Here is a 12,530-nt window from a genome sequence, read left to right as displayed (position 1 = left end):
AATATAGAAGATAATTTGATGATCCAAGTCAATAAGCCGAATTCTGTTTCCAAATTAATGGACGGCAATTATTTATCTAGACTTTAGATTACTCTAAAATTCAAGCGGTTTACCCGAAAGCAAAGAGCGAACAACTCTCTTACAAAAATTTGTAAAGCTTTCTACTTAACCTTGCACCAAGTGGGGTTTACCTTGATTCCAAATTATGGAACTCCCCTCAGGGACCTTCAATATTACTATTGAAGCGGTAGGCTCTTACCCTGCCTTTTCACCTTTATCCCGCATTTGCGGGAAAGTATATTTTCTGTGGCACTTTCCGTAACTAAATATTTTCATAGATAGTCCCCGGGCGTTACCCGGCACTCTGTTCTTGGTGTTCGGACTTTCCTCTATTCAAGCTTATAAAGCTCAAACAGCAATTGCCCAACTTGAATCATCAGAATCTCTTCTTTTTTTATTTTATAATTAATTTTACTAAAACTAAGCGAATATAATAAAAAAGATATTGTCTTTCATTATAAAAATTTATTTGTAAGATATTTTATTATAAATATTTAGAGAAATTAGAAAATAAAAAAGAGGTTGTCCCATTGGGTTATCTCGATACAGTTCTTTACTCAATAACCATTTGTTCTATTTGGTTTTCGAGAATGTCGGTGATTGGTATATTATTCTGATGAAATCAAAAAAATTATCGATAATATAAATTATGAAACAACCTCTGTAAATTTGTATTTACAAATCTTAATATTTTAAAAGTGTTCCTTGTCTTTCTTTGGCTTTTTTATCCCATTCTACTGCAGTTGTTTTTAAGAAATCATCTTTGTCTCTTCTTAACACATCCATATCTAAACCAATAACTGCTTGAGCTTTTTCTTTTGTTGATATATCAGGCAATTCTAAAGGATATTTTACGCCCAACTTTACTAGAATTAATGCAATTTCCTTCCTTGCATCTTTTGCTTTTTCAATTGATGTGCCTAAAACTCTCATTGCTTCAACGGGTGAATGAAATCCTAATCCATTTGCTGCGGCAACCCAATCCCATCTCCATTGTGCATGACGAATTAATTGTAACGCAGGTTTCATATCTTCTTCTTTTGCTCCTTTATCCCAAGCAACTTTTGCTTCTAAGTGAACCGCTGCTAAATTCTTTTCAGCAATTCTTCTAAGTTCTTCAATTTTATCTTGTCTTTCGTAAACATCACGCAAAAGAGTTTCTGTTTCTTCTCTATGACAAACTTGACATGAATTTGCAACATTAGCTAAAGGGCTTTGTGCATGATGATCTGTAAATTTTACTCCGCCTTCGCTTTTATAAGGCATATGGCAATCAGCACAAGCAACACCGCGTTTTCCGTGAACGCCGGTCATAAATAATTCATAATCCGGATGTTGAGCTTTTAGCATCGGAGCTTTACTAAGTTTGTGTGTCCAATCTGAAAATTCATATTCGTCATAATATTTTTCCATGTCATCTACCGAAAATCCTTTATCCCAAGGGAATGTAAGATAGTTGGTTTCTTTTTGGAAATAATATTCAACATGGCATTGAGCACAAACTAAGGATCGCATTTCTTGCCGACTAAAGTCTTCCATTTTTTTGCCTTGTCGTTCAAAAGCTTCAACAAGAGCTGGCCTTGAAATTGTTAAAGCCATAGTTTTATTATCGTGGCAATCCATACATCCAATTGGATTTACAATTTCATCACCTTTTTCTTTCCATGTCCCTTTGTAAAATTCTGCAACACCAACTTTTTCCATCACTCTTGGAACATCGGGACTTTTACACGTCCAACAGGTTGCGGGCATGGGGCTATCAAAATTTCCACCGGTTCTTAATGTATTTCTGATATCCGTAATTGCGTAAGCATGTCCTCTTCCTTGATTATAATCTTTAGCAAAACCATAACCAGCCCACATTACAACTAATTCCGGATATTGCTGTAAATAATCTCGTTTTACAGAACCTCCGTGTTTACTTGCAAATCCGGTTTCTAATGTTTTTCTGTATGATTCATATTCACGCGGAAAATTTTCTCCCCAAACTTCGTTTCTGGTTTCTCCATCCGGAATTGGTTTTACCATTTGCAATGTGTAATAAGCTTCATTTTTTCTTTCTAAGATAGAAGATGCAAATAGTCCTATTAAGAAAACTACAATTACGGTTATTAAGAATAACATCCAACCATATAAAGGTTTTTCTTGAACTTTTTGTTTTATTGATTTCATTTTAATCCCTTCTATTAAAAATTTATTTTTCAATATTTTTTGTAATCCATTCCGGAATTACTTGTTTGTTATCCGGTCTAATAATATTTGGCGCAGAACTTAAACTATGAACTTTTCCATGAGGAGTTTCTCTATGGCAATCCCAGCAAACACCATCTAATTCATCAAAAATACTTTTTGCATTTGTTGATCTTAAAGAAACCGGATGTAAATAATTTGCATGGCATCTTATACAATTTTCTTGAATAACATTTCTTCCGGCATTTTTAATTCTTATAACTTGAGGCTCAAGTCTGAACGTAAACATTGTTGCGTGGCGTAAACCATCGCTTGCTTTAAACATATATTTTCTAAAAACATTATCGTGAGGAACGTGACAATCATTGCAATTCGTAACTCTTCCGTGACTTCCTCTTTCCCAAGTTGCAAATTCCGGAAACATAATATGGCAATTTATACATGCTTTTGGGTCATCAGATAAATACGAAACTGCGTTTGAAATGTGAAGAATATTTATACCTAATCCCACAATTATTCCAAGCAGAATTATTACAGAAAATTTCCAATTTGCGGGCGGTGATATGTGAAATAATAATTTTGATAAAAAGTTTAATTTCTTTTTATTCATATTATTCTTTCTTGTTTGAATTTGAAATTTGATTTAACTCTTTAATATCCTCTGAACTTCTTATGTGATCAATCGAATTTTTTTGCTGATACAATTCTAAATATTTTTCTTTAGGAATTGAGTTTTGCCAATTTCCGGAAAGCATTCCAATTGTGATTATTGTAAAATAAATTACAACAACTCCAATTGCAATTACTTTTTTTGAGACTTTGTTTTTTGTGTAAATTGATTTTAGCTCAAGCGTGTCTTTAACCGGACAAACATCCACACAGCTCATACATGTTGTGCATTCATCGGAAATTACTGTTTTTACTTTATCAACTTTTATAAATGATGGACAAGCCTTTGCGCACAAATTACAATCGATACAACTCTGTTTATTTCTAACAATTTTATTTGGACTGAAAAGTGAAATGAATCCCAAGAATGCACCGTAAGGACATAAATATCTGCACCAAAAATTTCTAAATAAAATTGATAAACCAAAAAGTACTGTAATTACTATTAATGAAAATTGAGAAATTTGTGCAAAGAAATAGTACATTTTTACATCGGAGATTATGTTGTATGGTGAATCAAGAAAATATCTCAACGCTTCGGTTGTCATTGAAAAAAATATAGAATACGCAAAAAATCCCAAAATTAAATATTTCAAACTTCGGAGTGGATAATCCAAAAATTTTGGCATTTGCAATCTTTTCTTAAATAATTTTTTCTGAATTTTTTCACCAAAATCTCCGAGTGATTCCGAGATAAATCCAATTGGACAAATCCAACTGCAAAAAGATTTTCCATAAACAAATGAAACAAAAATAATTCCCACAAAAATTACTAATCCAGCCGGATGCGCTTGATGAATTTCTCCGGAAAGTATAAAATAGTATAAACTCATCAATGAGCTTATGGGAAGAAAAGCTTCAACTCCGGGCGGTCTTTCGTAAAAAGTTGAAGTACCATTACTTTCTAAAAAAGTTGTGAATAAATAAAATTCAACTCCAATCCATAAAACAATTGCAACAAATAAGAGTTGAATATATAATCTATATTTTTGAATTGGTTTTTCGAGATTCTTATCTATTTTTGACATTTTATTGACTTTCTATAATCAGATTTTAAATTCTGTTATTTAATATATTATAAAAAGATAAATTTGTCAATGATATAATAAAGAGCATCTATTACTTATTCAGGAAGTGATCAATCACTAAACACAGCATATAAAAAATAATAAATTGACACAAACATCTTTTTGTGATATGTTTAAACCAGAAAAAATATTCTGCTTTTAAATCTGATAATTAATTTTTCTTCAAACAAAAAAAGGAAGGAAATATGGTTGATTCAAACGTTGTATTAACCGGACAAACTTTTGCTTATACGTTTTATGTTTTAGCAATTATGTCTCTTATGGCTTGGTTTGCTTACAAAGTTACCCGCGATGGAAAAAGTAAAGAAGTTAAGCCAGCGGTTTTTTATTCATTTGTTGGATTTTTAGTTTTAATTGGCGTCTCGCTTCACATTGCTACACATTACACAATTCCTTGGAAGCCGATGGATCTGGATCGTGCGGAAATTACTCCCGATAAAGTTTTCGAAATTTCTGTTGCAGATCACAAGTTTATTCTTCCCTCGGAAAAGCTTCAAATCAAAGTAAATGAAAAAGTTTTGTTCAATGTTACTTCCGAAGATCTCACATATGGCTTCGGTGTTTTTAGAAAAGACAATTCAATGATGTTTCAAATGCAAGTAATTCCTGGTCATGTAAATGATATACTTTGGCAGTTTGATAGACCCGGAGTTTATTCAATCCGATCAACTGAATATTCCGGCTGGAAAGGAATAAACATGGTTGTTGAAGATGTTGTTGATGTAACTGAATAAATTTTAATAATTAAATGTGAGAACTAATATGAACTTTTTAGAAACTTTTATGAAAGGTGAAAAAGGTTTGTTCAAACCTAACACTTTAACACCAATGCAAAAATTAACTTTGAGATTTGTTGTTGTTGGATTAGTCTATTATGCCTTTGCTGTAATTGAGGGAATGATAATGAGATTGTACGAAATAAAACCAATTGAAGCGATCGGCAACGAACAATTTTTTGCAATTATGACCGCACATCCGCTTGTTGGAATTTTTGGATCAACATATTCAATTGTGTTTGGAGCTTTTCTTTTTCTCGTTCCCTTCTTGATGAAAAAACCTTTATGGAGTATCAAACTTGGAAATTGGACTTTATGGTTAATTGCTATCGGAACTTTTATATTTTGGTTTGCGGGATTTATATCTCACTATTCGCCATTGTACACACTGTATTGGCCTTTACCTGCAGACTTTACGCAATTTAGTGTTTGGGGCGGAACATTTTTTATTTTGGGAATTGCATTAGTTATGGTTGGAACTGTTTTCTTTGTGATAAATATTTTCAAAACTATTGCTTACACTCCGCAAGGTTGGGAAAAACAACCGGGTGGTGAGTTGATCAAATCTGCATTGGGTTTAAGCGGATTTAAAAATTTATTTTCGAAAAAGAAAAAAGAACATTTGGTTTCTCTACCAGTTGCGGCTATTGCAAGAGGAACTGTTGATACGGCTTTAAATGCCGGAATAATTTTATTTACCGGAGTTTTAATTCTTGTTTACATGATTGCGGAAATTGCCGGCTCAAGCTTAAAACATTCCGCAGTAGATGCATTACTTTACAAAAATTGGTTTTGGTGGGGATTGGATTTAATTGCAGATGGATTAGTATTAATTTTCGTTGCCGGAACTTGGTATTTACTTGCGACAATGATTTCCGGAAAAAAATTATTCATGGAAAACATTGCGCGCGCGGCTTTATTTGTTGAAATGGTTGTTTCATGGACGGTTTGGTCACATCATTTAATGTCGGATCAAGCTCAACCCGGAATTTTAAAAATTCTTTCCGGTGAAATGGTAACTGCTTTTGAACTTATCACACAAGGTTTGGCTTTCTTTATTACGCTTGTAACTTTGTGGAGTGCGCGACCTTTGAAAATGACAAATCCACTGAAATTTTTATTAGGCGGATTACTTGGTTTTGCTCTCGCTGTTCCGGCTGGAATTATGCAAGCCGATTTAGGATTAAACAGAATTCTGCACAATACTCAATGGATTATTGGTCCGCATGTTCACGTAGCAATTTTAGTTGGATTAACAATGACACTATATTCCGCAATTTATATTTTGCTTCCGGTTCTTACAAATGGCGCTGAATTGTACAGTCAGAAATTAGCAAACTTTCACTTTTGGGCACATCTAATTGGCGGAATTGGAATGGGAGCTTTTATGGGAATGGCTGGATTAAAAGGAATGTTACGCCGCGCCGTTTATTTCAACGGCGAATTTAATTTGTATATGATTTTAGCAGCTTTAGCCGGAAGTTTATTATTATTCGGATTTTTAGCATTCTTCTATAATATTGTAATGACAGTTGGATTAAATGGTGTTATTGGAATTTTTATGCCTTCAAAATTAAAAACAAAAGATTTGCTGCCTTCAAAATAATTTCTTCAGTAACGGGAAGATGGAAAAAATCTTCCCAATTATTTTTCACAGATGTTGTTTTTAAATCGGAATTATTATTCTTGTTATGTAAATTTAGTCTAAATAATTTCAAAATTGTTTTAGAAAGGAATATTAATGAGCGAATTAATAAATAACAGCAGAATAAGAGTTGATAAACTAAAGGAATTAATTTTAACTCTTCACAAAGATAAATCGGCAAGCGAAGTGCAAAAGGAATTAACCGAACTTATGGGAAATATTCCTTACGGTGAAGTTGTTCAAGCTGAAGAAGAATTAATTAGCGAAGGTTTGGAACGTGAAGAAGTTCTGCAATTTTGTGATATTCACACGGCAGCTTTAAAAGGAAATATTGATACATCAATGGCAAAGGGAATTCCGGCGGGACATCCGGTTGATACTTTCATAAAAGAAAATTCTGCATTGCAAAAAGAGATTGATGAAATTCAGCATATTTATCACAAAATAAATTCGAGGAATTCCGAAGAAAATTGCAATGATTTACTTTCGCAAATTCATCAGCATTTTAACAATTTAATGGATATTGAAAAACATTACGTGCGAAAGGAAAATTTAGTATTTCCATATTTGGAAAAAAATAATATTACCGGTCCGCCAATGGTAATGTGGGGAAAGCACGATGAAATAAGGGGATTCCTTAAATCAAGTATTGAACTTTTGCGTGAAACTCCGCAAGTTACAAAGGAAGAAGTTAAAGGATTTTGGGAATTAATGTTTTATCAGGCAATAAACGGAATTCAAGAAATGTTCTATAAAGAAGAGCAAATTTTATTTCCGATGTGTATGGATACTTTAACGGAAATTGATTGGTTTGAAATTTACAAACAGAGTGATGAAATTGGTTTTTGTCTTTACTCTCCGGAAATTGAGTGGAAACCAAATGTTACAGTTGATGAAAATCTTGATAAATCTTCTGACAAAAAAATTAAACTTTCTACCGGTTCTTTTACTGTGGAAGAACTTGAAGCAATGCTGAACAGCATTCCGCAAGATATTACTTTTGTTGATAAAGATGATAAAGTTAGATATTTCTCGGAAGGGAAAGAGAGAATTTTTAGCCGAGCAAAAGCAATTCTTGGAAGAGAAGTTCAATATTGTCATCCACCTAGCAGTGTGCACATTGTAAATCAAATTGTAAATGATTTTAAAACTGGAAAACAAGATGAAGCAATTTTCTGGATTAACATGGGCGGTAAATTAATTCACATTGCTTACTATGCAGTAAGAAATAAAGAAAATGAATATTTGGGAACTGCAGAAGTTACACAAGATATTACAAAGATCAATAAAATTGAGGGTGAGAGAAGGCTTTTGAAGTACGAAAAGTAAAATTGTTGAGACGTAAAACGTGAAACGAAAAAGCATAATATAAAAACAAAAAGAAGAAAAACTGTCATTCCGGTTTTGACAAAGTCAAATACCGGAATCTAAAAAAACAAAAGGATATGCATTATGAATAAATTACAAATTACACCGGAAACAAAAGTTTCGGATTTGCTAAATAATTATCCGGAACTTGAAGATAAATTAATTGAAATTGCTCCGCCTTTTAAAAAGTTAAAAAATCCAATATTGAGAAAAACAATTGCAAAAGTTACAACATTGCGACAAGCAAGTAAAGTTGGCGGAGTTTCGCTTGCTGAATTAATTAACAAATTAAGAATTGAAGCAGGACAAAAAGAAATAAAAGTTGAAGAAAGTAAAAATGTCAATGCGCCAAAGCCAGCTTGGGTTTTGGAAGAAAACATTAAAATTACTTATGATGCAACTTTGGATTTAGAAAACGGAGTTCATCCTATTTCGAAAGTGACGAAAGAAATTCTAACATTAAATGAGAATGAAATTTATTTACTTATTACTCCATTTTTGCCCGGACCATTAATAGATATTGTTAAAGAAAAAGGATTTGAAGTTTTCTCAGAAAATAAATCGGCGCAAGAAGTTTATACTTATATTCAAAAAAATTAATTGTTAATCAGTTTTATTCATAAAGTCATTTCGATCACGATGTTATTTAATCGGGAGAGAAACCTCATAAGCAAAATATTTTTTTTGGTATTTTAATTTGAGATGTCTCCCCAAAAACGATTCGACATGACAAAAATTAAAAATATAGTAGTTTTAAATATTATGAACAATTCAGAATTCTATAACACACTTTCATCAAATTATGATTTGATGATAAACTTTGAAAATTCTCTAAAAAATAAAATTGAGAATCTTAAAAATTTTATCGAACCGAATTATAAATCAGCTTTAGATTTAGGTTGTGGAACCGGAGTTGATTCTATTACACTTTCTCAACTTGGATTAAAAGTTACGGCAATTGATCATTCCAAAGAAATGATTAAAATTGCTAAGGATAATTCTGAAAATTATAATTGTGAAATTGATTTTATTAAATCAGATTTAACGAAAATTAATTTTGATAAAAAATTTGATTTAATAATTTCTCTCGGAAATACTTTGGCAAATTTATCTTATAATGATTTAAAGAATTTGTTTTTCAATTTAAAATTATTGCTAAATGAAAAAGGAAAAATATTAATACAAATTATTAACTTTTCTGTAAATCCTAAAAATGAAGATTATATTTTAAATAAATTTGAAAATGACGAAATTTTAATAATTCGTAAATATCATTTTCTTAACAACGAAATTAATTTTGTCATAGATATTTTCGATAAAATAAAAAATCAGAAAAAAGAAACTGTAACCAAGCTTTTTCCACATAATGCTGAAAAATTTTCATATTTGGCAAACCAAAATAATTTACAAATTGTATTGTTTGGAAATCTGAAAATGGAAAAATTCAATCCGGAAATTTCAAAAGACTTGGTAATTGTGTTATCAAACAAATCAACTATCTGATTATAAAGTTCAACGTAAAGGTGAATATCATAAATTAATTTCATATCAATTTTTCGAAATCAATATTCCTTAAGTTTTATGATAACTTTTAAAAAATTCGGAAATCAACATTCGTTTTTATTCAATAAATTAACGGTACAAATTTTATTATTATTTCAGAAATAATTTTAGGAATTATGAAATCTACTTCATCTCACATCGTTACAATTCTTCAAGCGTTACTTGTAACATTTCTTTGGTCAACTTCTTTCATTTTAATTAAATGGGGCTTAGCAGAAATTCCGCCAATTACTTATGCGGGTTTACGTTATTCTTTGGCTTTCATGTGTTTTCTACCATTCATTTTATTTAAGAAAAAATATTCTGATGAAATTAAAAATCTAAATTATTCACAATTGAAAAAATTAATTTTACTCGGATTGATTTTCTACACTTTTACACAAGGAACTCAGTTTTTAGGATTGTCTTTGCTTCCATCTGTAACAGTAAGTTTGATGTTAAACTTTACCCCAATTATTGTAGCAGTTTTAGGAATTTTTCTTCTTAATGAAAATCCCACAAAATTACAATGGATTGGTGCAGTATTATTTATTGTTGGAATTTTAACTTACTTTTTACCAATTAACTTTTTGCAAAACGAATTACTTGGAATTGGAGTAATGTTTATAGGAGTTTTAGCAAATTCCGGTTCGGCAATTCTTGGAAGAAATATTAATAGAAATAAAGATATTAGCCCGGTTGTTATTACTTTTATTAGTATGGGAATTGGCGCAATTATTTTGTTAACAATTGGATTGATTCTAAACGGAATACCGAAAATAAATTCAACAAATTTTGTTTATTTAATTTGGCTGGCTGTTGTAAATACTGCATTTGCTTTTACATTGTGGAATTTAACTTTACAACATTTATCAGCAATGGAATCAAGTATAATAAACGGAACAATGTTAATTCAAATTGGAATTTTAGCGTGGATTTTTCTTGGCGAGAAAATAACTTTTCAAGAAGGAATCGGAATGCTGATTGCGGCAGTTGGAGCTTTATTTGTGCAGTTGAAAAAACGAAATTAATTTACCAGCTTTTTAAAAATTCCTCAGCTGTAGCAACAGAAATTTTACTTTTCTTGTAATCAACTTTATTTCTTGTTATCAAAAGATTGATTCCATTATTTACAGCTGTGAAATACTGAATTGCATCTTCAAAATCGTTAAACTCAGAGTTAAGCGCTTGATCAATAACTTTTTCATCAACTGGCAAAATATCTATTAGTGTTTTAAGCTTTCTTAAACTTTTAAGGGCAATTAGATTTGAAGAATTTTTCTTTAGAAGATAATGAAGATTAGTAAAAACAATGGGTGACGTAAAACCATTCAATTTTTTTTGATCAATCAAAGTAAATAATTTTGCAGCAAAAATATAATGCGGTTCTCTCTGAGCAAGTAAATCTAAAATAATATCGGAATCAATAAATATTTTTCTCACTTTGAATATTTTTCCTCAAGATGTTTGCCATAAAATTCTTTAATATTTAATTTTTCGGAAATATTAATAATTCCGGAAAGTTCAAAAACGTTTGGCGAAATCTCAAAATCACTTTCAAAATTATTATTTGAAATCATGTTAAAATAATTTTCTACCATACCAGAAAGGCTTTGTTTGCTTTTTTTAGCATATTTTTTAGCTCTATCGATTGAACTTTTTTTGAGCTTTAAAGTCAATTTAGTGTTCATTTTTAACTCACAAAAAACGTATAATAATAATTTAAATATACGTATAACTAAATTTTGAATCCAGTCAAAAATTTAATTCTTGTTAAGTTTAATTAAATTGATTTTTCAATTCCAAACTTTTTCAATTTCTTCAAGCGGTTTATTTTTGGTTTCAGGTACATATTTCCATGTAACCCAAATTGCCGGAAAGCTTGTTAATGCAAAAATCCAAAATGTTCCGTGAGCTTTTACTGTTTCTAATAAAAATGGTGTGAACTGACCAACAATCCAATTAGCAACCCACAAAGATAATGTAGCTATTGCCATTGCTCTTCCTCTAATTTTCGTAGGATAAATTTCAGCTAAAATTACCCAAACAACCGGACCAAACGAAAATGCAAAACATGCTATAAAAAGTAAAATAAAAATCAGAAGTAATAAACTTGAAGAAATATTCATAGCAAATAAAATTCCTACAACAATTAAAGAAATAACTGCTCCGGAAACTCCCCAAATTAATAAGGGTTTTCTGCCAAATTTATCTATTGTATAAATTGCCACAATTGTGAAAATTACATTTACAATTCCAATTGTAACTTGTGACCAAAAAGCATCGTTTGCGCCTAAGCCAGCTTCTCCAAGAATTTTAATTCCATAATACATTATGGCGTTTATTCCGCTGAATTGTGAAAACATTGCCAATGAAATTCCAATTAAAAGCGGTTTTATCATTTTTTTGTGAAATAAATCATTAAATGAAACAGAAGTAATTTTAAAACTTTTCACAATTTCTGAAATTTCCGTTTCAACATTTTTTTCGCCAATTATTTTAGAAAGAATATTGTGAGCTTTTTTTACATCGTTTTTCATCAATAAATATCGGGGTGATTCCGGAACAATGAATAAAAGTGCTAAAAATATTAATGCAGGAAGAGCTTCAACTCCAAACATTCCGCGCCAAATTTCTTTATTTAAAATCCAGTTTAAAAAAGTTCCTTCCTCTAAAAATGAAGTTGATGAATTTTCTAAAATAAAATAATTGGAAACATATGCGGTAAGAATTCCAATTGTAATTGCAAGTTGATATAGAGTAATAAGTTTTCCGCGCATAGTTGGAATTGATATTTCTGAAATATACATTGGCGAAATTATTGAAGCAACGCCGATTCCAATTCCGCCGACTAATCTATAAATAATTAATTCAGTATAATTTTCGCTAATAGCACAGCCGATTGCAGAAATCGAAAATAAAATTGCAGATAGAATTAAAACTAATTTTCTACCGAATTTATCGCTTAAATATCCGGCAATTATAACACCAAAAATACATCCAAGTAGAGCTATACTTACAAACCAGCCTTCCGAAAGCGAATCAAGCATAAATTGATTTTTAACAAAACCAATTGTTCCCGAAATTACTGCTGTATCAAATCCAAATAAAAATCCGCCCAATGCTGCAATGAATGCTAAAATTGACAAATAGAATTTATTATCATTTACGTGATAAATTTCTTTGCTCATA

The 12,530-nt window shown here is 30.8% G+C and carries 12 protein-coding genes and 1 other RNA gene; 6 read left to right on the top strand and 7 right to left on the bottom strand.

The window, feature by feature from the left end; all coding sequences use genetic code 11:
* Positions 1 to 16: 16 nt before the first annotated feature.
* The 4 genes from rnpB to IPM32_05405 all read right to left on the bottom strand — a co-directional run bounded on the left by rnpB (position 17) and on the right by IPM32_05405 (position 3,947).
* Positions 17 to 435, bottom strand: an RNA gene (gene rnpB, locus IPM32_05420) — RNase P RNA component class A.
* Between the two features lie 309 nt (positions 436 to 744).
* Complete coding sequence (nrfA, locus tag IPM32_05415; protein MBK8944697.1) at positions 745 to 2,232, bottom strand: ammonia-forming cytochrome c nitrite reductase; 1,488 nt, start codon at positions 2,230 to 2,232, stop codon at positions 745 to 747.
* Positions 2,233 to 2,254: 22 nt separating this feature from the next.
* Positions 2,255 to 2,860 carry a cytochrome c nitrite reductase small subunit gene (gene nrfH, locus IPM32_05410; protein ID MBK8944696.1) on the bottom strand — a complete coding sequence of 202 codons (606 nt, stop codon included), beginning with the start codon at positions 2,858 to 2,860 and terminating at the stop codon, positions 2,255 to 2,257.
* Between the two features lies 1 nt (position 2,861).
* Entirely contained in the window at positions 2,862 to 3,947 is a 1,086-nt protein-coding gene (locus tag IPM32_05405; protein ID MBK8944695.1) for a 4Fe-4S binding protein, read from the bottom strand.
* Positions 3,948 to 4,192: 245 nt separating this feature from the next.
* Between IPM32_05405 and IPM32_05400 the strand changes: the two genes are divergently transcribed.
* The 6 genes from IPM32_05400 (at position 4,193) to IPM32_05375 (ending at position 10,369) form a co-directional block, all read left to right on the top strand.
* Entirely contained in the window at positions 4,193 to 4,741 is a 549-nt protein-coding gene (locus tag IPM32_05400) for a cytochrome C oxidase subunit II (GenBank protein MBK8944694.1), read from the top strand.
* Positions 4,742 to 4,769: 28 nt separating this feature from the next.
* Positions 4,770 to 6,389, top strand: a complete 1,620-nt coding sequence (locus IPM32_05395) for a cbb3-type cytochrome c oxidase subunit I (protein MBK8944693.1) — start codon at positions 4,770 to 4,772, stop codon at positions 6,387 to 6,389.
* 135 nt (positions 6,390 to 6,524) lie between these two features.
* Entirely contained in the window at positions 6,525 to 7,757 is a 1,233-nt protein-coding gene (locus IPM32_05390; GenBank protein ID MBK8944692.1) for a DUF438 domain-containing protein, read from the top strand.
* Between the two features lie 123 nt (positions 7,758 to 7,880).
* Complete coding sequence (locus IPM32_05385; protein ID MBK8944691.1) at positions 7,881 to 8,396, top strand: DUF1858 domain-containing protein; 516 nt, start codon at positions 7,881 to 7,883, stop codon at positions 8,394 to 8,396.
* Between the two features lie 126 nt (positions 8,397 to 8,522).
* A complete protein-coding gene (locus IPM32_05380) occupies positions 8,523 to 9,299 on the top strand; it encodes a class I SAM-dependent methyltransferase (protein ID MBK8944690.1) in 777 nt (258 codons plus the stop codon).
* Between the two features lie 176 nt (positions 9,300 to 9,475).
* The gene (locus IPM32_05375) at positions 9,476 to 10,369 is read left to right on the top strand and encodes a DMT family transporter (protein MBK8944689.1); all 894 of its coding nucleotides are present in this window, start codon (positions 9,476 to 9,478) and stop codon (positions 10,367 to 10,369) included.
* 1 nt (position 10,370) lies between these two features.
* Here IPM32_05375 and IPM32_05370 read toward each other — a convergent pair whose 3' ends face one another.
* The 3 genes from IPM32_05370 to IPM32_05360 all read right to left on the bottom strand — a co-directional run bounded on the left by IPM32_05370 (position 10,371) and on the right by IPM32_05360 (position 12,529).
* Positions 10,371 to 10,781 (bottom strand): PIN domain-containing protein, encoded by a 411-nt coding sequence (locus IPM32_05370; protein MBK8944688.1) that lies wholly within the window; start codon positions 10,779 to 10,781, stop codon positions 10,371 to 10,373.
* Complete coding sequence (locus IPM32_05365; protein MBK8944687.1) at positions 10,778 to 11,029, bottom strand: hypothetical protein; 252 nt, start codon at positions 11,027 to 11,029, stop codon at positions 10,778 to 10,780. Before IPM32_05365 ends, IPM32_05370 begins: the two co-directional genes overlap by 4 nt.
* Positions 11,030 to 11,134: 105 nt before the next feature.
* Positions 11,135 to 12,529 (bottom strand): sugar porter family MFS transporter, encoded by a 1,395-nt coding sequence (locus tag IPM32_05360; GenBank protein ID MBK8944686.1) that lies wholly within the window; start codon positions 12,527 to 12,529, stop codon positions 11,135 to 11,137.
* Between the last annotated feature and the right edge of the window lies 1 nt (position 12,530).

The sequence above is a fragment of the Ignavibacteriota bacterium genome (assembly GCA_016716225.1).
Lineage (GTDB): Bacteria > Bacteroidota > Ignavibacteria > Ignavibacteriales > Melioribacteraceae.
This window is presented reverse-complemented; position numbering and strand designations above follow the sequence as displayed.

Coding starts and splice junctions, on each gene's coding strand:
- IPM32_05365 (MBK8944687.1), bottom strand. CDS start 11,029: ATGAACACTAAATTGACTTTAAAGCTCAAAAAAAGTTCAATCGATAGA.
- IPM32_05360 (MBK8944686.1), bottom strand. CDS start 12,529: ATGAGCAAAGAAATTTATCACGTAAATGATAATAAATTCTATTTGTCA.
- IPM32_05395 (MBK8944693.1), top strand. CDS start 4,770: ATGAACTTTTTAGAAACTTTTATGAAAGGTGAAAAAGGTTTGTTCAAA.
- IPM32_05405 (MBK8944695.1), bottom strand. CDS start 3,947: ATGTCAAAAATAGATAAGAATCTCGAAAAACCAATTCAAAAATATAGA.
- nrfH (MBK8944696.1), bottom strand. CDS start 2,860: ATGAATAAAAAGAAATTAAACTTTTTATCAAAATTATTATTTCACATA.
- IPM32_05375 (MBK8944689.1), top strand. CDS start 9,476: ATGAAATCTACTTCATCTCACATCGTTACAATTCTTCAAGCGTTACTT.
- nrfA (MBK8944697.1), bottom strand. CDS start 2,232: ATGAAATCAATAAAACAAAAAGTTCAAGAAAAACCTTTATATGGTTGG.
- IPM32_05390 (MBK8944692.1), top strand. CDS start 6,525: ATGAGCGAATTAATAAATAACAGCAGAATAAGAGTTGATAAACTAAAG.
- IPM32_05385 (MBK8944691.1), top strand. CDS start 7,881: ATGAATAAATTACAAATTACACCGGAAACAAAAGTTTCGGATTTGCTA.
- IPM32_05380 (MBK8944690.1), top strand. CDS start 8,523: ATGACAAAAATTAAAAATATAGTAGTTTTAAATATTATGAACAATTCA.
- IPM32_05400 (MBK8944694.1), top strand. CDS start 4,193: ATGGTTGATTCAAACGTTGTATTAACCGGACAAACTTTTGCTTATACG.